19 protein-coding genes and 1 pseudogene are annotated in these 21247 nt (G+C 61.3%); 15 read left to right on the forward strand and 5 right to left on the reverse strand.

All coding sequences use genetic code 11. The annotated features are described in order from the left end of the window. Positions 1-104 precede the first annotated feature (104 nt). Positions 105-764: pseudogene (locus ACFPN9_RS21495) on the reverse strand (ATP-dependent DNA ligase); the annotation flags it as partial. A 166-nt stretch (positions 765-930) separates the two neighbouring features. After that, positions 931-1668 carry an SOS response-associated peptidase gene (locus ACFPN9_RS21500; protein WP_377817570.1) on the reverse strand — a complete coding sequence of 246 codons (738 nt, stop codon included), beginning with the start codon at positions 1666-1668 and terminating at the stop codon, positions 931-933. Here ACFPN9_RS21500 and ACFPN9_RS21505 point away from each other — a divergent pair. After that, on the forward strand, positions 1667-1915 hold the full coding sequence (locus tag ACFPN9_RS21505; protein ID WP_377817571.1) for a hypothetical protein: 249 nt from the start codon (positions 1667-1669) through the stop codon (positions 1913-1915). The genes ACFPN9_RS21500 and ACFPN9_RS21505 overlap by 2 nt on opposite strands. Positions 1916-2030: 115 nt before the next feature. After that, a complete protein-coding gene (locus tag ACFPN9_RS21510; protein WP_082750813.1) occupies positions 2031-2294 on the forward strand; it encodes a WGR domain-containing protein in 264 nt (87 codons plus the stop codon). Positions 2295-2359: 65 nt separating this feature from the next. Here the strand turns inward: ACFPN9_RS21510 and ACFPN9_RS21515 are convergent, their stop codons facing one another. Continuing rightward, positions 2360-2791: a Ros/MucR family transcriptional regulator gene (locus tag ACFPN9_RS21515; protein ID WP_377817572.1), complete on the reverse strand. Its 432-nt coding sequence runs from the start codon at positions 2789-2791 to the stop codon at positions 2360-2362. A 336-nt stretch (positions 2792-3127) separates the two neighbouring features. Further along, positions 3128-3574 (reverse strand): hypothetical protein, encoded by a 447-nt coding sequence (locus tag ACFPN9_RS21520; protein WP_377817573.1) that lies wholly within the window; start codon positions 3572-3574, stop codon positions 3128-3130. Between the two features lie 223 nt (positions 3575-3797). Between ACFPN9_RS21520 and ACFPN9_RS21525 the strand changes: the two genes are divergently transcribed. From ACFPN9_RS21525 to ACFPN9_RS21535, 3 genes are all read left to right on the forward strand, one after another. Further along, complete coding sequence (locus ACFPN9_RS21525) at positions 3798-4859, forward strand: COG3904 family protein (RefSeq protein ID WP_156451750.1); 1062 nt, start codon at positions 3798-3800, stop codon at positions 4857-4859. Between the two features lie 163 nt (positions 4860-5022). Next, positions 5023-5295, forward strand: a complete 273-nt coding sequence (locus ACFPN9_RS21530) for an HU family DNA-binding protein (protein ID WP_068308200.1) — start codon at positions 5023-5025, stop codon at positions 5293-5295. Positions 5296-5462: 167 nt separating this feature from the next. Continuing rightward, entirely contained in the window at positions 5463-8525 is a 3063-nt protein-coding gene (locus tag ACFPN9_RS21535; RefSeq protein WP_377817574.1) for a MobA/MobL family protein, read from the forward strand. 29 nt (positions 8526-8554) lie between these two features. On the opposite strand, the gene ACFPN9_RS21540 is transcribed toward ACFPN9_RS21535, so the two are convergent. Beyond that, a complete protein-coding gene (locus ACFPN9_RS21540) occupies positions 8555-9397 on the reverse strand; it encodes a helix-turn-helix domain-containing protein (protein WP_377817594.1) in 843 nt (280 codons plus the stop codon). A gap of 262 nt (positions 9398-9659) precedes the next feature. On the opposite strand from ACFPN9_RS21540, the gene ACFPN9_RS21545 reads away from it, so the two are divergent. The 10 genes from ACFPN9_RS21545 (at position 9660) to ACFPN9_RS21590 (ending at position 21212) form a co-directional block, all read left to right on the forward strand. Next, entirely contained in the window at positions 9660-10388 is a 729-nt protein-coding gene (locus ACFPN9_RS21545; RefSeq protein ID WP_156460945.1) for a hypothetical protein, read from the forward strand. A 1-nt stretch (position 10389) separates the two neighbouring features. Continuing rightward, positions 10390-11592, forward strand: coding sequence for a DnaB-like helicase C-terminal domain-containing protein (locus tag ACFPN9_RS21550; RefSeq protein ID WP_377817575.1), 1203 nt, complete (start codon positions 10390-10392; stop codon positions 11590-11592). 129 nt (positions 11593-11721) lie between these two features. Then, entirely contained in the window at positions 11722-12090 is a 369-nt protein-coding gene (locus tag ACFPN9_RS21555) for a TrbC/VirB2 family protein (protein ID WP_068203555.1), read from the forward strand. Positions 12091-12251: 161 nt separating this feature from the next. After that, positions 12252-12554 carry a VirB3 family type IV secretion system protein gene (locus ACFPN9_RS21560; protein WP_156450291.1) on the forward strand — a complete coding sequence of 101 codons (303 nt, stop codon included), beginning with the start codon at positions 12252-12254 and terminating at the stop codon, positions 12552-12554. An 11-nt stretch (positions 12555-12565) separates the two neighbouring features. Then, a complete protein-coding gene (locus ACFPN9_RS21565; RefSeq protein ID WP_377817576.1) occupies positions 12566-15016 on the forward strand; it encodes a VirB4 family type IV secretion system protein in 2451 nt (816 codons plus the stop codon). 169 nt (positions 15017-15185) lie between these two features. After that, positions 15186-16034, forward strand: a complete 849-nt coding sequence (locus ACFPN9_RS21570; RefSeq protein WP_068203561.1) for a hypothetical protein — start codon at positions 15186-15188, stop codon at positions 16032-16034. A gap of 234 nt (positions 16035-16268) precedes the next feature. Then, positions 16269-18377 (forward strand): hypothetical protein, encoded by a 2109-nt coding sequence (locus tag ACFPN9_RS21575; protein WP_377817577.1) that lies wholly within the window; start codon positions 16269-16271, stop codon positions 18375-18377. A 65-nt stretch (positions 18378-18442) separates the two neighbouring features. Then, positions 18443-19456, forward strand: a complete 1014-nt coding sequence (locus ACFPN9_RS21580) for a VirB8/TrbF family protein (protein ID WP_377817578.1) — start codon at positions 18443-18445, stop codon at positions 19454-19456. A 35-nt stretch (positions 19457-19491) separates the two neighbouring features. Beyond that, on the forward strand, positions 19492-20832 hold the full coding sequence (locus ACFPN9_RS21585; protein ID WP_082747068.1) for a TrbG/VirB9 family P-type conjugative transfer protein: 1341 nt from the start codon (positions 19492-19494) through the stop codon (positions 20830-20832). Between the two features lie 8 nt (positions 20833-20840). After that, a complete protein-coding gene (locus ACFPN9_RS21590; protein ID WP_377817579.1) occupies positions 20841-21212 on the forward strand; it encodes a hypothetical protein in 372 nt (123 codons plus the stop codon). Positions 21213-21247: the final 35 nt, after the last annotated feature.

The following is a 21247-nucleotide window of genomic DNA, read 5'->3' on the forward strand; positions in this document are numbered from 1 at the left end:
AGGCCGCTGCGACGCCGCAATCCGCAACCGCCTAAAGGCAATCGGCATGGGGGTCAGTTCTTCATGACGCAAAGGGGTCAGTTCCGAATGTCGCTGGACAAAGGCTCGTAACCGATGATCGCGAAGCTGTCGGACTGAACGCATTTGATCTTGAGCCAGTCGCCCCCGCGGCCGGGCCGATAACCGGCCGAACGCTTCTTCGCAATAATCCCCTCAAGACCCATCTTGCAGGCCAACCCGAGGAAATCTCCCCCATCGGCGTCCACCTCCTCGCTCAACCTGATACGACCCGCGTCGCCGTTGAGAAGCCCCTGAAGGATATGGCGCCGCTCCTCCAGGGACATCCGCCTCAAATCATGGCCGTCGAGATAAAGTAGGTCGAATGCGTACAGGAGCGCGTTACCCGAGAACGCCTTGCCACCACGTCCGCCAAGATCCTGCTGAAGCTTGTTGAAATCCGACCTGCCCTCTCCGTCCAGCACAACGCCTTCCCCGTCGAGGATGAAGCTGTGCGCGTCGAGTGCCTCTGCTGCCGCGGCGATCGCAGGAAAGCGGCGCGTCCAATCGTGGCCGCCTCGAGTGAGGATACGCACGCCATCGGCACTGCGATGAACGGCCAGCCGATAGCCGTCCCATTTGACCTCGAAGCTCCAATCCGGCCCGCTGGGCGGCTTCGACGCCAACAGCGCAAGGCATGGTTCCACCCGCGCCGGCATCGGATCAGCAAAAAGGTCGCTTTGTGAATGGCCCGGCGGCGGACCCAGAGGCGCGCTATGAAGCGCTTCCGCTGGAGGGATCACCTTCAAGACCCGTCGCGGGGCCGCACGCCTTGCCACAACCGATACCACCCGAACGCAACACACCAACGGCGACTCAACGTCAGCCGCTCATCTCCGTTCCAGCAACGACGCGGTATGCCTCTCGATTAGCTCACGCTCCCTCGAGCTCTGGCCCTTCGTCGCGCTTTTTCCCACGCGCAACGATCTCAAGCGCGGCGTCGGGAAGCGGTCGCTGAAGTACTGAGGCCTCCGACCACGGCGCCCGCATCCATGTCTCCCGTTCGGCCTCAGTCGTCAGGATCACCGGCATGGCTTTCGGGTGAATGGCCCCGACTTCCGCGTTTGGCGTCGTGGTCAGGAAGGCGAACAAGTCGATGGTTTCCAGACCCGTCCTGACTTTTCGGACGCTTGTCCACTGCGGGCACCAGATCCCAGCGAAGAACGCCAGCGGCCGCTCGGCCGACAATGCGAACCAGATGTCGCCGCCGGCTTCGCGGTTGAACTCGCTGAACGCCGTCAGCGGTACAAGACACCGATTGGCCGGCTCCAACCATGGCTTCCAGTGTGCGCTCGCGGTGTTGCGGACGTTGGTTGTGCCGCTATCGGGCTCCATCCGTAGGAGCTCGTCGAAGTCGTATTCTTTCCCCCTGCCCCGCAGACGTTCGGCGCGCATCTTCGCTGCATCCAGAAGCGCCTTCTTCGACGACGGCATCCCCCAACGCACCATGGCGAGCTCCCGCACGCCGTCCTGAGCCGTTCGGACGATGGGGGCGGCATAGTCTGGGAAGATCCCCGGCATTGGTGGCATATTGCCAGTGGTGTCGCGCATGGCCCGGGAGAGTTCGAGGATCGCTTGCTGTCCCTTGGTCAGGCTATAAAGATTGCACATGCCGATCCTCCGCTGGCTCTCTCGCCGCCGTGCTTACAACCAGCTCGTCGAGCAGGAGGCCCAGGCGCTTGTCGCTCGCAATGGCGGCGATGGCTACTACACCGCAAGGCAAATCGCACAGCTGGCGAAGGGCCAAGCCGATCTTCAATCCGCCAAGCTCTGGTGGCGAGTATCACGCCGCGTCGCTGCCATGACGGGCATCGAACCAGGCAAAGCCAAGGTCGGCCTACCGGAGAGCGAATGGTGACGCCACGCTACGCCCTCAAATCACAGCGCTCTCATCAGCGTCCTGAATCGAACTCGATCGACTGATTCAAAACAGTCGTTGGACGTCATCGTGTCCCGAGTGAATCGTGCCGGGCATGAAAATGCCCCTGCCCCACTGCCTCGAGCGCGTCGATCCGCGCCGCAACATGGCCCGCTTCTACGCCATGTCGATCGAACCGACGCTTTTCGGCGGAGCAGCTCTTGTGAGGGAGTGGGGGCGGATCGGTCTAGCGGGCCGCCGCCGCCTCGATCTATTCGCTTCTGTCGCGAGCGCTCAAACCGAGCTTGAAGCGCTGCACCGGCGAAAGGTCGCGCGGGGATACAGGCCTCGGTTCTCCACCGTTTCCACAGCCTGTTGATAACGGGCTGTGGATGCCTGAGAGGCGAGATGCGGCCCCCGCGCAAGGCAGGGGCCGCTATTGGATCAGGCGGCCTTGCGGCCCCTTCCAGTTGTCTTCTTGCGCTGCTGGCCGAGTCCCATCTTCTTTGCGAGATTGGAACGTGCCTCGGCATAGGCCGGCGCCACCATCGGGTAGTCGGACGGCAGACCCCATTTCGTCCGGTACTGCTCCGGCGACATGTCATAGGAGGTACGAAGATGGCGCTTGAGGGACTTGAACTTCTTTCCGTCCTCAAGACAGATCAGGAAATCCGGGGTGATCGACTTCTTGATCGAAACTGCCGGAATCGCCTTCTCTTCAGGTACCGAAACCGGGGCCGCGCCAAGACCAGCGATCGCCGCATGGGTGCTGGCAATCAGACCTGGAAGCTCTGAAACAGGCACGCTGTTGTTCGCCACATATGCGGACACAATATCCGCCACCAGGCCAATCACGGCATCGTCGGCTTCGCTCATCGAAATCTCCTTACAACAATGTCACCCAGCAAATGGGGTGTGATGCAATCACTGCAGCATCCCTAGTGACTGATTCGAGAAGCTATGCAAATTCTGGCGAAAATACGAGTAGTGGACGACAGCATAGCCACGTTTCCCGCTCTTATACGCATGCCCGTCTGACCGCGTAATGCCGACAAAGTACACGTATCTGGAGTATGCTTCAAAAGCGCCATGAGGGCGATCTTGACCAGAGGCCGCGCCGCTTCAATGCGGTGACGGGTGGTTTCTTACGCGGGATTAAATCAATCGAGGCGAGAAAAATTATCGCCAATTTCAAGCGTTTGATCGGAATTTCTAATTCTTGATCAGGTGCCGCACATTGCGGCTCTCCACAGCTCTGTCGACGCCTTGGCAGATGGCGGGATAGACCCTCGCGGCTCCCCGCTGGCACCACTTACCGGCCTCGATTACCCCCTTCTCCGAACCGCCGTTGAACGAAAACTTTCCGATCCAACCGTTTGGCGTCTGCCCGTCGAAGGATGCTGAATTGCCGCGCAGAATGAACTGGACGCCTGTCCGCGCAGATGGCCAATCGACGTTCACGATCCACTGCGTCGCCTTGGGGTGCGACTTTTGAAGCTTCGCGCTCTGATCAAGTGCCAATGGCAGCGACGCAGAAATCGGGTCTATATCCGAGCCCACCGTCACATTGACGACCGCCTCCGTCCCAAAAGCCCAGTCGCGCGCCGAAGCGGGCACGCAAACGATGAAGAGCATCACAGCCGATAGCAGCGGGCTCATCGTTCGTATCCGTCGATGGGAAGGTGGAAAGCTCATGGCGGCTCCAATGGCGTAGATCGACGAAACCTGGTTGGAATAATCGAACCGGCTACCCTGACCGGCGCAGCTCAAAATCACACTGCTTCAGATCACCAGCCGTTCCAACCCCATTGATCGCCGGCGTTCATTTGGCGACATTCGGCATCGATACTCCACTGCTGTCGATTTAGATCGGTGAGACAAAATGTACGTGCTTCTCGTCCTGCTCGCGCTCATCACTCCGACGGCAGCGTCCGCAATGAAATTTGAGGTCAGTGGGACAGGTGGCAATTGCAATGGTTGTGAATGGATAGCGGGTGAAGGCACCATCGACCAAACGAGCGTTCCGAACCTTCTCGCCGCCCTGAAAAGCATGGATGGCGGATACCCCGGCTTGCGCATCGAACTCAATTCACCAGGCGGGTCACTGACCTCTGGGATAATGCTCGGGCACCTGATCCGAGAACGAAAGCTCTCCACCTCAGTCGGGCGGACCATTTCAGATCCAAACTCGTCCGCATCAAAAACGACCGTCCCGGGCAAATGCGCCTCGGCATGCGCATTTGCCTTCCTGGGAGGAGTAATTCGCGACACAGCCGGGGGAGACGTCGGTGTGCACCAGTTCTATCAGGACATCGCTCTGAAGGACCCTTCAGCGAAGGTCTTTGATGCTCTCGATCTCTCGAGGCAGCAGATGGTGAGCGCCATGCTCATCGATTACGTTCATCGGATGGGGGTCGATCCGCGATTTGTGTCCGTCGCTTCAAACGTGGCTCCTACTCAAATGCATTGGCTCACGGCCGATGAGGTGAAGGACATGAAGGTCGCCTATCGGCCTGAGGCCTTCGAGGCCTGGAAGATCGAACCCTGGGGGAACGGGCTCGTGGCCGTCTCTCAGACTCAGGACAAGTCGAAGACCGCTACGCTCTTTTGCGGGAAAGACCGCGCCCCAAAGCTGCGTCTCGACTGGCCTACCCATCTCGCAGTCACCGATTTCAGCAACGCGTTCTCGCACTCCGAAATCGTGCAAGTGCAGAGTGTCGAAATTCCCGTCGGCACGACGAAATTGTCGGTACAAAACCAGCGCGCCACGCTGACGATCGAGGTGAAATCCGCAGCCACGGCGATCACGGGGAGCAAATCTTCAAACCTCAGCATCGCTCTAGACGAAAGCAAAGGTCGCTATCTGGCGGGCTATATCCCTTTCCAAATTGAAGGTGCCGGACTGCAGCGTGCCGCGCGGCTGGCATTTCGAAATTGCGTCTAGATATCGCCGCCGTCCCTCGGTAAACGTCCCGCGGTGATTCCCTCATGCTCTGTCACGTGCAAGTCGGGATCCGCCGTCTCTTCGGTCAACCGAACGAGACTTCACCTCCCTCTGGAGGAAGCCTGGCCTATCCCCTTCCTCCCGTGAGATCACAGGACAACCTATGACCAAGAACGAACTCATCGCCGCCATCGCGGACGAGACCGGCAAGACCAAAGCTGACGTCACCGCCATCCTGACTTCGCTCGCCACCGTCGTCTCCAAGACCCTGAAGGCCGGCGACGACCTGACCCTCGGCGGCATCGGCAAGCTCGCCGCCGCCAAGCGTGATGCGCGTGAGGCTCGTAATCCGTCGACCGGCGCCACGATCCAGGTGCCGGCCAAGACCGTCGTGAAGTTCAAGGTCGCCAAGGATCTCGCCGAAGCCGTCGCCTGACCGACGCTCGACAGACCATGATGAAGCCGGCCGTTCGCGGCCGGCTTTTTTTATTCCGCTTTCATCGTGGAATACGGAAGCTCTGGCTGCTAAAATAGGGGATAATTTTCTCAGCAGATATTTTAATCCCAATTATGAGCGATCCAAGATCACCGCCGCACTTCACCGTGAGCGCGCTCGACCAGCTTTCGCGGTCGTTGCGAACGTCGACCGAATTCGGATCGGCCGGATCGCTCAAGAGTATGGACCCAGGCCGCAACGGCGCGTTCGCGGCGACGCCGGGATCGACTGGCAAGCGAACCGCCGTGCAGATCACCGCTGGCGATTTCCGGGCAAGCACCCAGTCGGCTCACCCCAATATGGTGTTCGCGTACGACAATCCGAGCGTCCGCTTCGGAGATCGCACCCGTGCGAGCAGCCGCCCGGTCTCAAAGGACGGGGCGATCTCGTTCCATTTCTCGCATAGCTATATGTCCAAGACGTCCCCGATCCAGAATTTGATCCGGGAATTCAATGGCGGTCGATCGCACTTCAATTCGAAGGCAGGAGACCACCTCGAATATATCGAACGAGAAGGCGCGGCCGAAGCACTCGGGCTCCGCAAACGCTATGACGGCACCGATATCTTCCTCGACAATTTCGATGCCATCGAAGAGCATGTCGCCCAGCTCTCCGCCCAGGAGCAGCAGGACTATCTCGAGCGCGCCGGTGCCGCCGAGAAGATCCAGCTTCGCAATCTGAAAGACGTTGAGATCGATGCCCTGCGCACCGCGTCCTTCGGGACCATCGGGGCGACGATCGAGGAGCGACACCACTTCTGGCGCGAAGTCGAAAAGCTCGAAGCCGATCCCCGGGGTGACAAGGTTCAGCTTCGCATCGACTACGATCAGGCACTCTGGAACCGCGTTCTAGCGAACCTGAAGGCGGCCCCCGACCCGCTCAAGAAGGAGCTGGAACGGCACGCCACTGCCGGCGCACCCGAGGTCATTACGCTCGACCAGGTGCCGACACCGAAGGCCTTCGCGATCTACAAATGGGCCTACGGGATCGATCAGGACTTCCCGATCGAGATCGAGCCTGGCCGCGGCGGTCGGATCCAGAACCGCATCATCGCTGAACTGCCTCACGAGCTCGACCCGCACGAACGCGTCACGATCGTGCGCGACTTCACCAACAAGCTCACCGAGAAGGGCCTGCCCTTCTGGGCCGTGATCCATGCGCCAGACGAAAACAATGACCGACGCAATTATCACGTGCACATCGTCTATTACGACCGCCCCGCCGCAAGGATGGCAGACCCGTCGAATCCCACAAAACTCGTGTGGGATTTCGAGGTTGCTGAGCAAAAGCGCTTTCCCAATCGACATGTTCGGGAAGTGCGCCCCCACCTTCAATCGAAGGATCGCGACGCCTCAGCAAAGGGATGGGTAAAGACTCTTCGCCAGTATTGGGAAGCGGTTTCCAACGCCGCCATGGAGGATGCTGGCCTCAAGAAGCGCTACGACGCCCGCACCTATAAGGAGATGGGGATCGCGCTCGAGCCGCTGAAGCACATCCCCTCGAAGACGTTCAACAAGGAGCGCAAAGGCGAGCTCACGCCCGACGGTATCGCGCTTGCTCGACGCCAGTGGGATGTCGTCCTCGAAAAGGTCATTGCCGAGAATTTCCGGATGACCGCGCTCCGCCGGCGCAACATCGCCAAGAACGCGGAACGCGTCGAGCGCCTGATCACCCGCATGAACCCGAACAAGGCGCTCGCTTCGCGCGAAGTCCAGCGCATCGCCAAAATCGCCGACAAATACGCCGTCCTTCTGGGGATGGCGGAGCTTTGCCAGGACATCACCCGCGTCGTGGTTGATCGTGTCGCGTCGCGTGCCAAGCTCGTTTTCCACGCAGCCTTCGGCGACACCGGCAAAAAGCCGAGGGGGCGGCCGCGCAAAAACCCGCTGCCGCTCAAGGGACCGGCCAAAGCGCTACCATCGGAGGCGGAAGAAGCGCGCCTGTTTCTGAAGACCGTCATCCCCGAGGCGCAGCGGCTCGACCGCCGCAACCGCGATGAGATGCATCAGGTGCGTCAGCGGCTCGCGATCATGTCCCAGCGCCTCGAACACTTCGAGAGAGATCCGGCGCAACATCCCCAGGACCGGCGCCGGCCTGGTTATGTCGACCTCGACCGGTTCGACCCCTCGCCTGAAGAGCTCGCTCGCCAGCGGGAGGAGACCATGCAGCGCTTTCAGGAGTCCGTCGGCGCACTCGCCGAGCGAAATCTCTCAGAGGCTCTGAAGGCCGCCGTCAATGAAGCTTCGCCCCTGCCGCCTACAGCGTCGGTAACGGTCGACACCCCGACCGCCGCTCCCGTCCGCGAACAGCCATCAGTGCCGGCACCAGCCCCCGCACCGGAGGTTGCGCCAACTGCTGCTCCCGCGGCCCCCGCTCGCGGGCCTGGCAGCCGCCCCGCTTATCTGGACGAGAAGAACCCGAAGGGAACCCGGTTCCGCTACGAGCCTTTCTCGTACCGACCCGACCGCCCCCAGAATACGAAGTCGCGCGCCAGCACCTGGAAGCCCTCTGGTCCTAAACTAGAGCCGGTGACGCCGCAGCCGACGCCTGCCGCCACGGCCGTCAAACCAGCGGTCAGCGCACCCGCCACCCAGCCGCAGGCAACAAGGCCTCCCACGGCCTCTACGCCTCCCGTGGCCGCAAACCCTCCGGCTCGCGCGAATACCCCCTCGCCCGCGGCCGCTCTTAGTGCTGCGCCTCGCGCTGAGGTTCCAAAGCCAGTCGTCACAGCAAAGCCGGTCGCCGCACCAACTGCGCCGGTAGCCGCCAAGCCGTCGGTACCGCGCGAAGCTCCTCAGCCTGCAGTGCCGAAGATCGAGAAGCCTGTCGTGCGCGCCCCAGAACGGCCGGCAACGCCAGCGCCGGCGGCCAAGCCTGAGCCGCGCGGAACCGTCACGCTGACCCAGAAGCCCGTCCTGCCGCCGAAAATCATCAGCGGCATGATCATCGAGGGAAAGAAAACGCAGCCGCTGCAGGTCGAAAAGACGAAGACCGAGACCTCGATCGCTCCACCGGCCACAGACCAGAAGGCTTCGAAGTCCGAACAGATGACCCTACCGCTCGGCCGTCCAGAGCAACCTGTGCCGTCTGTGCCGACTTTCCCGAAAAAGCCGTCGGACAAGAAGGGGCGCAAGAAAGGCCCAGACCGCAACGAGGGTCCAGAACGATAGGCACTGGGCCGCCTCACGGCGGCCCGGTCTTACGGGAAGAGCATCGAGACAACCCGCCACGGTGTCCCACGCAGCTCCGCGCCGCCCTCATCTCGGGCGACGCCATCCTTGATGCGTCCGATCCCGGTCACCACAGTCCGGTTCAGAACAAGCACCAGGTCGCCTTCCTCGATCTTCACAGACCGATCAGCGAGGATCTTCGCGCTGGCGGACACGAAATTCCATCCAAGGCTGCGACCCTCAATCACAATCTGGTCGCTGGTGAAGCCTTTGGACGTCGCCCTCAAAACCATCTCAGGCCAGTCCTCGCTCGCCCGATCATAGGCAAGCCGACGCGCATTCCTGTCGTCAGAGCGAATGAGGTCCTCGTTACCGACAGAGTCGAGAGCGGCCTGAAGATCGGCCGCCGCGGCAAAACCAAATGCGCCAGCCAGCTGCATCATCTCCTCGTCGGAGGGAATGCGGGCGCCGATCTCGAATTCCCGCACGAGCCAGGCCTTCAAGCCCGATTGCGCGCCGTCGGCGCCTTCGCACAAAGCGCGGACAGAGAGCCGACGAGCCCCACGCAGCGCCTTCAGCTTCCGCGCGAAGCCTCCTTGGGAAGCGCTCTTGTGGTCGATAAGTTGCTTCCACAAATTGGTCGCGGTCGTTGCGAGATCCGCCCCAAGGAGGTCGTTGGTGGTCACACCGAGATGCGCCGCGATATTGGTCAGAACATCGCTGTTGGCGACGCGCGACCCACGCTCGATCATACCGAGGTAAGACGAGCTGATGCCGGCCATCCGGGCCAAGGCGGCCATTTCCATATTCTTCGACATCCGCACCGCTCGAACGCGATTTGGGAAAAGACCTCGATCTTCTGTCACAGGCATTCTGCTTAAGTGATGGTGGTTGATTTGATATCGGAATGTATCGGGAAACCCCGGTAATTCCAAATAAATTGAGACCTTGACGGCAACGTTCAAGCCCCTGCCGGGCAGCAAGGCGACTGCAAACGGCCGCGGTGGCGATCTGGTGGTTGCTCTAGTTGGGCGACCGGGCTAAAACACCAGTATAAATTTTATTCCGCCCGATTTTCTCTTTGATTTTTTTCGATCGGCAATGCGCCTCTCATTTCTTGTTCGAATAGCGTCTTTGGATTCAGCGGCGATCACGCCGGCTGTTCGATTGGCTGCATACCTTGCAGTCAAAGAGACCGTGCTTGAGCACCAGGCGCCGAAGGCAGCGCAGGTCACCCCTCGCGCGTGGGACAAAATCCGGCCCATGCTCTCGTCGGCATTTTCATTCTCGGCCGGGAAGATCACTCTCCCGCCTGACTGCGATATCGACGAATTCGACCTGCTGTTTCTCCGCACCGAGCTCAGGCTCGACCCGGCGAAAAAGAAAGAGCCTCGATATCCAACCGACCCTCGCGTCTTGGATATGATCGATCTGGGCATTCAGCCGGCGGAGGCTTCCAAACTCGCCAAATTCATCGTTCGCACCTACGGCGAGTCCCATCTCTCGAAGGCCATCAGCGCCTCGAAGGAAAAGGTGCCCCCTCCGCTCGAGCCCGCCAATTACCTGCTGGCCGTCGTCAAAGCCAACGTCAACGCTGTCGCGAGCAATGGGCTGGTAGTCGCCGGCATGCGCCCGAAGCGCACAAGGCGCTTCGTCCGCGTCGCCAATCCTGAGGCGGCCAAAACTGAGCTCGTCGGCTGGGAGGCCCCGTCCTCAACCGACGGCGGCATCGCTCGCTACGCAAATGGAAACAGGCGCCTGATCTACAGGCTGCGAAATGGCCACCTGCAATTCGTCGATCCGAAGCCGGATCAGCAGGTCCCCGGCGCAGAGCAGGATCCCGGCGTCATAATCGAAGATTGATATGGCAGCAGATACACTCGCCCTCGAGCGCCAGGTGCTCGGCTCAATCCTGCGCGACCCCACCCTCTACAATGTCGCGGAATCCCTGAAACCAGAGGACGTGGAAGACCACGCCTGCAAGGACGTCTGGCTCGCGATCCAGAGCATCGCTCACTCCGGAACGGTGATCGACACCCAGTCCGTCATCGGTTCCTGCATCTTCGCAACTGCAGCCGACGTGAGCGAGATCGCGAAATATGGACATGTCGACCGCGACCGTCTCGCCAAGGCGGTCACGACGCTGGTCGATACCCGGCGCGCTGCTGCACTCGAGACGGAGCTGACCCGGCAGCTGGGAACGCTGCGAGGCGACGGGCAGTGGCGCCGCGCCATTAGCGAGCTCCTGACCGCCCTCAGCGCAGACTATGGCGGCTACAGGTCGAAGTCCGCGACAAGCGCCCGTCACGCGGCCCTTCAGAAGCTCCGGATGGCGACAAGCGAAGCGATCCCGACTGGTCTACCCGCGCTGGACGAGCGTCTTGGGGGTGGCATGCGAGGTGGCTGGCTCATTGGCGTCGGGGCATTCGCCAAGACCGGTAAGACCACCCTCGTCGCGACAATCAGCGGCAATCTCGACCGCCAGAGGGTGCCGCATCAGGTGTTTACGCTTGAGCGCAGCGAAACCTACATCGAGGAGCTCAAGGCTGCTCGCGACATGGGGATCAACATCACCCAGCTAGGCAAGCACGTCGACGCTTTCGAACAGCGGCTCAATGAGCCGTCCTACGCGGAATACATCCACTCCCGATCGATCACCGTCGAGGAAATCCGGCACGAGATCCTGTCGGGGGTGCGCAAGAAGGGCATCCGGGCCGCATTCATCGACTACTGGCAGCTCATCGCGACATCAGCCAAGGGCTTGCGCGCAGACAGCCGGAACGAAGAGCTCGGCCGCCAGGTGCAGCTCATCGCGGACACAGCCGGCGACGCCGGCATTCCCATCGTCCTCACGTCGCAGCTCAACGATAACGGCGCGCCGCGGGAATCGAACGCCATTAAATTCGCCGCGAACATCTTCCTCATCCTTCAGCGGGACCAGAACGCCGCAGAGGCCTGGTTCGAGAACGTCGTCACGAACATCACAGAGCCGCTGAACATCGGAAGCATCAACGATCCCGCCCTGATGTTCAGGAGCGACGTCGGGCCGTTTTTTGACGCCCCGTGATTTTTAATCATGATTTTCCCGGTGATATCTGTCATGGGATTGCGGCAACTAAATCCCACTGATAAAATGGCTTTAAAGGCCAATCCTGTTCATAGGCCAATTTATTCGAATTTTCGGAGCAACCATTCCATGCGCATCAAGCATTTCCTCTTCCTCGCCCTCGGCGCGATCGCGCTCGCCGCGTTCATCATGCCCGACGCCGCCCTTGCTCAGGCAAGTGGAAATGGCGGGGTGTTCCAAACCCTTTCGAATAAAGGGACGACCACATTCACTAATCTGCGAGTAATCATGTTCATCATCGCAGGTTTCGGCATCATCGGCATGGCCGCAATGGCGTTTTTCGGCAAGTTCGACTGGCGCTGGACTTTCTCGATGGGCGGTGGACTCATCATCTTGGCGGCGGCGGGCGGCATCATCTACTATGCGACACATCCCGAGGAGGGCGGCACCGTCGGCGGTGGCCTGACTACACTTCAGGGCAACGACACCCTCCAGTAAGCGCAGCCCCTCAAAAAGGCCCCGCAAGGACATTCCTTGCGGGGCCTTTTTCATGCCCGGATGCGAGCGAAATACGCGCTTCCGATACCGCGCGTGGTCAAACAAATGCTAGGACGCGGGTGCCGATCCGGCTATATATCCGGAATAAACTGGATTTTTTCATGCGCGACATTTCTTTTCGAATTTATCGACCTGTGGCGCTGCCGCAAAAATTTTTCGGTGCGCCGGCGATGCCGGCTTTCCTGAATTTCTTCGTGTCGATCTTCCTGCTCATGGCGGCGGCCACGTTCGAATTTTTCTTCCCGCCGTTCTTCGTCGCTTCGGGCATCGGTGGGCATATCGCACTGATGCTCTACGGCGCGCGCGAGCCGCACGTCACCACCCTCATTCAGACCGGGCACAAGTCGCGCCGGCGCCCCAATAACTTCGGGCGTCGCTCGAAGACCCATACATTTCAGCCCTGATCGATCTGGCAATGGAAAACGAAACCCTTCAGCTCCTTTCAAACGGCAACGTGCTTCTCCGCACGACCGCCCTCCTCCTCAGCTGCGGCGCAGCCGCCGGCGCTGCCAGCTTCCTGATCCCGGCCGCAATGGATCGGCTGCTACCGCCCCCGACCCAGGACCGGCTCGGGGATTTTCTGCTGTTCGATCGCATGGTCGATGGCGCTGTCATCGCCATGAAGGACAAGCGCTACGCGGCCGTGATCAACATTCGCGGTGCCGAACTCACTCTCTGTCGCGATGAAGATCATGACGACCTGTGGGGTGCGAGAAAGCATTTGTGTGACGAGTTGCAGAAAAAGCCGCAGATCGACCAGATCAATGTCTTCCAGGTCAAGGAACGCTCGCCGATCCGGCAAGAAGCGCGCCACACCAACAAGCTCCTGCGCGAGATCTCCGACAAGTGGAACGACAATTTCCAGGCGAGCTACCGCCTGCGCCACTACATGCTCGTCTTCATCAAGGCCTCTTCCGACGAGGAAGCGGTCGAACTGATGGACGACGCCACCCGCTTCATCATCGACGCGCTGTCCGACTACCAGCCCAGCCTGATGCGCGAGGCGCAAGATGGTGCGCCTGGGGCTCAAAACCACGAGGGGCCGCTGGCAGCGCTCGCGGCAATCATCTCGCCAGTGACCAAGCCCAAGCCCCACAGCGCCGGCTGGCGTGACAGCGTCAGCCACCTCCTGACCGCCGACCAGGTCTCCTTCCGCGAAGAGAAGAAGGGGATCATCACCTTCAAGGGCGCGTCAGAGACCAAGCACGCCATCATCGTCAACATCCGCGACTGCGGCGAGAAGACCTCGGAATCGGTGATGCGCGACATTCTCGCGCTCGATGCCGAGATCGTCGTCTATCACTCGATCCACCCGCGCAACACCGCCCGGGAATTGCTGACGCTGGGCCGCGAGGCCAAGTCCTCGCCCTTCATGAACCTCTCGATCACGGCCGGCGAGGAATACCTCGAGGTCACGAAAATGCTCGAGGGCCAGTCGGGCAACAAGGCAGCGCTGCTGAACTACTCCATGCACGTCGTGGTCTACGGCGCGACCCCGAAGGAATGCAGCGCGATCGAGAGCCAGGTGAACGCCATCCTGGCCCGCACCGGCGGCACCCCCGTGCGCGAGCGCAACACCGCCCAGGCCGTCTGGTTCTCGATGTTCCAGTTCGACAAGTTCTGGCCGCGGATGTACCGCCTGCTCTCGCCCAATGTCGCCAGCAATCTCTATTTTCAGCGTCAGAACGACGGCATGAAGAAGTCGGATTGGCTCAACGAGCCGCTGACCTACTTCAAGACGAACCTGGGCGGCGCCTACGCCTTCCAGCTCCACGCCACCGAGGAACGGCAGGCCCCGGGCCATGCCGTGATGATCGGCCCGACCGGCAAGGGCAAGACCACCTTCGTCTCCTTCCTCGCAGCCCAGGCGATGCGAATCCCGAACCTGCGGACCTTCTTCTTCGACCGCCATTACGGCCTCAAGGTCTTCACCGAATGCGTCGGCGGCAAATACGTCACCTTCGACGGCAACACGGCGGCGACCATGAACCCGCTGCATCTCGACGACTCGCCTGAGAACCGCGCCTTCCTGTTCCGCTTCCTCAAGACGCTTTCGGGCCTGAACACGGCCAAGGCCGAGGAAGAGATCGCGCGCGCGGTCAAGGTCGTCTACGACATGAACATGCCGCGCGACAAACGCCGGCTGCGCGACATCCAGCAATCCTCCTTCTCGGCCGAGGGCGGCGTCCGCGCCAACCTGCGACGCTGGACCGAAGACGGCCAGTACGGGGCTTATTTCAACGCCGCCGAAGACACGCTCGACCTGCGCAACAACCGCATGATCGCGCTCGACATGACCACGATCCTGCGCGAGGACGCCTCGATCGCGACCCCGGTGCTCGACTACCTGACGCACCGTCTGCGCATGCTCTCGAAGGAAACCGGCGACCCCGCGCTGATCTTCATCGACGAGACCGAGCCCATGCTGGCTAACCGGGAATTCGCGATGAATTTCGTCAAGGTGGGCCTCCAGGAGGGTCGAAAGGCACGGCAGGCCTATATCCTGGCCTTCCAGCGGCCCGAAGCCATCAAGCAGGCCGGCATGTCCGAACTGATCCGCGGCCAGTGCCAGACCGGCATTTTCCTGCGCAATCCCATGGCCAGCCCGGACGACTACAGCGAGTGGGATCTCAACCCGGCGGAATTCGCGTTCATCGCCGACCGCGAGTTCTCGGGAAATCCCTACGCCGTGCTCCTGAAGAAATACGCCACCGGGGAATCCGTCGTGCTCGACTTCAACATGTCCTCGCTGGGACGCTACTTCAACGCCTTCCAGTCCGGGAACACCGACATCCGCCTGCTTCAGGCGATGAAGGACAAGCACGGCGACAATTTCCTCTATCACTATCTCGACGCACCGCGTTGACCGAGCGGCTTATATCGGCAGTTTGTTGATTTAAGCCGAATTTAGCACTAGAGAAAATGGCGACGGCGACAACGCCCGTCGCCATTTTAATTTAATTTCCAAGCGCCTCGAATTTCGGAGAGAATAAATGCGCGTAATTTCTCGGTTCGTGGTTTCATGCGCTGTAGCCGTGAGCCTTCTGGGCGCACCGGTCGCTCACAACTGGAACCCCATCCAGCAGCCGGTCTATGCGCAGACGCCGACGATCGACCTTTCGAGCCTCGCGAAGCTCAAGGAGATCATCGGGACGGTCAATCAGCAGCTCGGCCAGCTCAACACGATCTTCAATACCGTCAACCAGATCAACAAGGTGATCGGGATGGTCGGGTCGGGCAACATCACCGGCATCCTCGGAATGCTCGGCCTCGACGTCAGCAGCATCACCAAATGCATCAGCGCTGTGAAGGGAATTTCCAGCGGCGGGCTCGGCAAGGGCCTGAGCGGCGTCCAGAGCATCATGGGCGGCCTTCAGGGCTGCTCGGCCAGTGTCGGCCTCTCGGGCATCGCCCCGTCCATTCCCGGCCTCGACACCCTCTCCCAGGCCGTCACCACGGCGACCGGCTTCGCACAGCAGTACCAGAACGTCGCAACGGCGTTCAAATCCGGTGGCACGGTCGGCATGGCGAGTGAGGCACTCAAGTCCGGCCTCTACCTCACCGGAGGCATGACGCAGCAGAGTGTCGAGAACACCAACAAGATCCGCGGCATTGTCGCGCGGCAGTCGGCCGTCGATGGGATGGCGGTTGCCATCCAGGGCAAGACCTATCTCGAAAAAGCCCCCGAGGACATCAAGTCCCTCGCCGAGAGCGCCAAAAACGCAAAAGACCTGCGCGGGGACGTTTCCGTCAACAACGCAATCATGATGAAGGTGCTCGAGCAGCTCCAGCAGCTCAACGCGCAGATGGCCGCGCTCAACCAGCAGCGCGCGTCGGGCTTCATCGCCGGGGATGCGCACACGTTCTCCAATAACGGCAACTGACACAAGCCGCGGGTACTGAAAATGCGTTCGAGAATAGCCACCCTGCTGCGGCTTATTGGCTTTGCGCTCGCGCTGTCGCTATGGTCAGCGGCGCCGGCAAAAGCAGTAGTGCCATGCGCTGAACCTGTCACGTGGTTGCAAATATGCTGCCCGAAACCTTGTCCGATCCTGGACCCGCAGGCCTTCGCCCAGAATACCCTCAAATCTGTCCTTGAGGACCTCAAGCTCGCCTCGATGTTTCAGCAAGCGCTTTCCTGGAAAGAGCAGCTCGACGAGTGGGGCAAGACGATCAGCGCCATCAACGGGCTGATCAACCAGGTCATGGGCACGGTCAAGGGCGGCATCTCCGCTTTCACGCCGTCCGCCAACATCCCCTCGGGGCTCACCTCGAACCCGCTGAACATCAGCCAGACCGCCGGCCAGATCGCGAAGCTGTTCATGCAGCCCAGCGACAGCGTCACCGGGAGCCATGACGATGCCAAGCGCCGCGGCTCGGTCATCAGCCAGGGCTATGTCGATGGCTTGGCCACCGCACTCGAGGCCCGCTCCAAGCTCGAAAAGACGCCTGAGGAAATCAAGAAGATCGCCGAGGTGATCGAGAAGGGCAGAAGCTCAGGCTTGACCTCCGGCAACGAGGCCGAGAACGTCCGCAGCGACTTCGCCTCGATGAACCAGGCCAGGCTTGGCATGCTGCAGGCCCTGCAGAACGCCACCAATCTCGGCGTCACCCTCAACACGACGGAGTCCTACGAGGCGATCGGGACGCTTGGCCCCGACACCACCGCGGCCAAGTCGAGCTGGGGTACGGCGTCTGCGCCGGCCTCGCCCTATGGCTCGGCCGAGCAAGGTCTGGCGAAGACGCAAAGCTCCGGCATCGGGGCTAAGGACGCCACCCACGCGATGCGCGCGAGCTCCGATCAGGCCTTCCAGCGTTACGACAACCTCGTCGAGCGCGCCAACCAGATCCACAATGCGGCGACGTCTTACGTCGGCATGATGGCAACGGTCGCCCTCAACCAGGAGACCATCGCCCATTACGAGCTCTCCCGGAACATGGCGAGCCAGCAGCGCGCGATCGTCTCCTCGGGGCTTGCGCTGTTTTACGCCGACGCCAATGAGGCCTTCAACCGCATGGCCGTGCAGTCTGTCGGCGAGGACGGCATGAGCGGGCTGAACCCCTATCAGTGGGCCGATAGTTTTGCCCAGCAGCCGGCCGCCCAGATGGGCCAGGACGCGATCGTCTCGACGGCGCTTCTCAACCCCAGCGCCTATGGCACGACGATCTGCGAGGACGAGACGCTCAGCGAAGGTGGCGATGGCGGCTCGACCAAGAAGGTCGCGAAATTCAAAGTGCCGCCGGCGGTGAACGCCGCCAAGAGCGTCATCGGGATCTATCTCAACCCCGAGAAGCTGATGTGCGGCGAATTGCTCGCCAAATGGCTGTCGCTGCCGCAGGAGCCCGTGTTCGACGTCTACAACGACCAGGCCAAGGCCGAGGTCTACGGGCCCGACGTCAACCGCACCACCACCACCGACGAGGCCGCGACCAAGGCCGCGCGAGAAGAGCTGTTCCGGGACAACCCGAATGCCGGGATGGAGCAGGCCATGAAATACTGGATCAACCTGCAGAAGCGCTCGCTGTGGTATTACGATTTCGCCTGCGGAACGACACTCGCCGCCGATCCTGCCGATCAGGGCCAGTGCGAGGTCTATGATCGCAATGCCAATCCCAACGCGCGCGCCGGCGGCGCACAGGGCGTGATCAACAACCTCTACCGCGCCATCGACACCATGATCGCCACCATCAATGATCCCGAGGTGACCCTGGTCCTGCAAACGCCGGAACTGCAGGGGCGCGCACCGGTCGACATCACCCGCTACGACAACGTTCGCAGCGAGATCGACCAGTTGATCGGCGCCGCAGGTCAGGCGCGCACGCAGGTCAACGAAGCCGTCATGGCCGAGCCGATGTATGCGCAGCGCGACGCTAGCCTGCGCAACGTCGCCATCGCCATGCGCGAGGACACCGGCTTCCAGCGCTGGACCAACACGGCGACCGACGGCGCCACCCCCAACACCAGCGAGTGCGGCAACGGCCCGTGCTGGGGTCTTGGCATCGCCGACTGGAACAGCCCGGTGACGATCTCAGGCTATGTCGCCCCGATGCCGCAGCCCTCGCCGGCCTTGTCCGTCACCAGCCCCGCGATCGACTGCAGCAACCCGGCTGAGGCGGTCTACTGCCAGCCGGTCCAGAACCCGGGCACTCCCTATCCGGTGCGCCCGCAGACCGCGTTCCAACCGACGGTCATGATCGCGCCGCCCTATATCGGCCAGCAGCGCTAGAACGCCTCGCTCCCCCGCGCAGGCCACACGACGAGACGGAAAGCCCGGAGAGATTTCGGGCTTTCTTGTTTTCGAAATTCCAGCTAAATATGATCGCAAATAAAGCCCATAAAATCGCTATCAGCATTTTTCGCCAGATATCTTTTTTCGAATTAAATCCCTTAGAGAGTTTCGGTAGTGAGAAAATTTCTTTTGGTTTTGGGCGCGGCAGCGCTCCTCAGCGGCTGCGCGTCGAGCTCCTACACCCAATACCCCATCGGCATTGGCCCAGGTCCGAATGCGCTCAAGCGCTCGCCATGTGCCTGCATTCTCCTGCCCAACCTGGCACAGGAGCCGGCATAATCATGGGTATGTCATTTGGCCGGAAAAAGACCGCGCCCGTGCTGGATGAGAATCCGAGCGGTGACCAGCTCGGCACGTATCCGACGAAGGTCGACGACCTCAAAAGCTCGCATCTGCGGTTTCACAAGAATTTTCGCGTTGAGCACGTCATCATCGGATCCCTGCTGATCCTCTGCATCGTTCAGGCGAACGTCATCATGCAGATGTTCCCGCTCTACCGTGTCGTGCCGTTCTTCGTGACCTTTTCCGACAAGGACGAGCAGGTTGTGCGGATCCAGCCGCCGACGGGCAATCTCCGAAGCCTCGATATCCTGACCGAGGCAAATGTTCGGGAATATGTGAAGCTGCGCAACACGATCAGCCGCGACGACAGCATCAACATCGCGCGCTGGGGCGGCAAGATCGAGAACATGTCGACCCAGGAAATCTACGACGGGTTCCTGTCGGAAATTAAGCCGGTCTACGAGGCGGCGAAGGCGGGCAAGTTCACGCGCTCGACCATCATCGACTCTGTCGCGAAAGTGCAGGACGGCTATTTTCGCGTCGATTTCACGACGCACGACAGGACGATCGGCTCGGGCCTTGCAGACACGCAGGAGCGCCAGAATTCCTTCTCGGTCGAACTGCGCGCGCAGAACCGTCCGCAGGACGTCACCTACAACAGCCGCTTTCAGAACCCGCTTGGCTTCAAGGTGGTCTCCTACACCGTCGTTCCGCGTCGAAACACGCAGAACTGATCGGTCCGCCAGCAATCAAGCCCAAGAGTCAAACCATGCTCTTCCAGCGATCAGTAGCCGCGCTTGCGGCCTGCAGCATGATGGTCTGCTCTGCGCAGGCCCAGAATGCGAACTACCCCAACTATCCGGCCAATGCGACGGCCGCGCCTGCAGTGGCACAGGCGGCGCCGCCAGCGCCGCAATCGCCCGCCGCCGAACCACTGTCGGCGCCGGTGCCAAACGTTCAGCCCCGCTCGGCCGCAGGAACTCCTGGCGCGCGCGACCGCGGCCGCTCGCCCGCAGAGCTGAAGCCACTCGGTCTTGAGCAAAAGGCCTGGGCGAACCCGCGTGAGAACATGGGCCCCCGCCAGAGCATGCCCGGATTTCTTCGGGTGACCTGGCGGCCGGATACCGTGACCACCATCAACATCCGTGAGGGCATGCTGACCGTCATCAGGTGGCCGATCTCCGAAACGATCCTCAGCCGAGAGCTCAGCGACAGCAAGACGTTCGAATCCCGAATTGGGCCCGATCAGCGGTCGATTATCGTCCGCAGCGTGTTCTCCGGCGTCGACGGAAATATGGTCGTTTATGGCCAGTCCGGAAACGTCTACAACATCTACCTACGGTCGACGGCCTTCAACAACGACAAGCTCCCCGACACGACGGTCGAGATGATCGTCGAGGGCCTCGGCTCGAACTACGGCGGAACGCTCCATTCCACCGCGCCGGCCTCCGCGCCGTATGACGACTACCGCGATCTCTACAAGCCGGCCGTTACCTCGCGCGTCGAGGAATTCAAGGCCGGCAGCCGCGAGTGGGCCAATACCTCCCCGGTCTCCGGGAAGGACATGGACACGAACATCGACATCCTCGTGCCCGACAAGGCCGACCAGGCCATCGCGCCAATTCGAGCCTGGCACGACAAGAACTTCACCTACCTCGACTTCGGCCCCAACGCCTCGTCGATGAACCAGTGGCCGGTGGCGTCGCTCATCACCGATGGATCTGAGAGCCCGATCGGCTCACGCACGACCGGTCCAAACGGGTCGATCATGATCATCGAAGCGATCGGCGATATCGTTCTTCGAAATGGCCGGCATATGGTCTGCTTGAAGCTGCGCAACCAGCCCGACAACCGCGTTTCGCCGTCGACGAACGTCGCTCGCAACGATGGTGTCGCCACGACAGCGCCGGCCGCCGTCCATGACGTCAGACCTGCAAAGCCGACGGCGGCAAAGCCCGCACCAGCGCGGAAGATCATTCGCAAAGGCGAGGCTGCGCCCGTCGTCACGAAGTCGAAGGCCGTCGCTGCGGCTAAGCCCGCTGCACCCGTCAAGGAAGCCCCGCGTCCGTTCCAGTTCGACGCGTCTGGCCTCACCGGCAAGATCCACTGAGGCCGACCATGGATGAAAACCGCAATACTCGTTACAAGCGCCTCGCAATCATCCTGGCCGTTTCAGCCGGATTCTCGACAGTCGCCTACGGCGTCTGGCGCGTCGCGCAGAACGAAACCGCCAAGACCGTCGAAGCCCCACGTCCGGCTCCAGCGCAGATGTTCGAGCCCATCCCGGCCGAGCCGGTAAAGGTCGAGAGCATCGTCGGAGAACTCGTTGTCGCCCCCTCCACGCTCGCGATGGGGACGGTGACGATTGGCGAGGGATCGTTCGCGGGCTCCTTCTCCGTCCGCGCCGAGAAGCGGCCGATCCTGATTGTCAACGGCGGTCGGATTCCAGGCCATCGTGGCGGAGTAAAAGCAGGCCACTGGCGTTGGTGAGCGGCGGATATGGCGAGGGCCCCGATCGGGGCCCT

Origin of the sequence: Allobosea massiliensis, assembly GCF_042655245.1 — a bacterium.
In the GTDB taxonomy this organism is placed as follows: Bacteria; Pseudomonadota; Alphaproteobacteria; order Rhizobiales; family Beijerinckiaceae; genus Allobosea; species Allobosea massiliensis.

Bases quoted from the DNA above. Each gene is read 5' to 3' on its own strand.
- ACFPN9_RS21540 (WP_377817594.1), bottom strand. From the start codon at position 9,397: ATGCCTGTGACAGAAGATCGAGGTCTTTTCCCAAATCGCGTTCGAGCG.
- ACFPN9_RS21530 (WP_068308200.1), top strand. From the start codon at position 5,023: ATGACCAAGAACGAACTCATCGCCGCCATCGCGGACGAGACCGGCAAG.
- ACFPN9_RS21565 (WP_377817576.1), top strand. From the start codon at position 12,566: ATGGAAAACGAAACCCTTCAGCTCCTTTCAAACGGCAACGTGCTTCTC.
- ACFPN9_RS21510 (WP_082750813.1), top strand. From the start codon at position 2,031: ATGAAAATGCCCCTGCCCCACTGCCTCGAGCGCGTCGATCCGCGCCGC.
- ACFPN9_RS21550 (WP_377817575.1), top strand. From the start codon at position 10,390: ATGGCAGCAGATACACTCGCCCTCGAGCGCCAGGTGCTCGGCTCAATC.
- ACFPN9_RS21560 (WP_156450291.1), top strand. From the start codon at position 12,252: ATGCGCGACATTTCTTTTCGAATTTATCGACCTGTGGCGCTGCCGCAA.
- ACFPN9_RS21505 (WP_377817571.1), top strand. From the start codon at position 1,667: ATGCCGATCCTCCGCTGGCTCTCTCGCCGCCGTGCTTACAACCAGCTC.
- ACFPN9_RS21575 (WP_377817577.1), top strand. From the start codon at position 16,269: ATGTTTCAGCAAGCGCTTTCCTGGAAAGAGCAGCTCGACGAGTGGGGC.
- ACFPN9_RS21590 (WP_377817579.1), top strand. From the start codon at position 20,841: ATGGATGAAAACCGCAATACTCGTTACAAGCGCCTCGCAATCATCCTG.
- ACFPN9_RS21500 (WP_377817570.1), bottom strand. From the start codon at position 1,668: ATGTGCAATCTTTATAGCCTGACCAAGGGACAGCAAGCGATCCTCGAA.
- ACFPN9_RS21555 (WP_068203555.1), top strand. From the start codon at position 11,722: ATGCGCATCAAGCATTTCCTCTTCCTCGCCCTCGGCGCGATCGCGCTC.
- ACFPN9_RS21515 (WP_377817572.1), bottom strand. From the start codon at position 2,791: ATGAGCGAAGCCGACGATGCCGTGATTGGCCTGGTGGCGGATATTGTG.
- ACFPN9_RS21525 (WP_156451750.1), top strand. From the start codon at position 3,798: ATGTACGTGCTTCTCGTCCTGCTCGCGCTCATCACTCCGACGGCAGCG.
- ACFPN9_RS21585 (WP_082747068.1), top strand. From the start codon at position 19,492: ATGCTCTTCCAGCGATCAGTAGCCGCGCTTGCGGCCTGCAGCATGATG.
- ACFPN9_RS21520 (WP_377817573.1), bottom strand. From the start codon at position 3,574: ATGAGCCCGCTGCTATCGGCTGTGATGCTCTTCATCGTTTGCGTGCCC.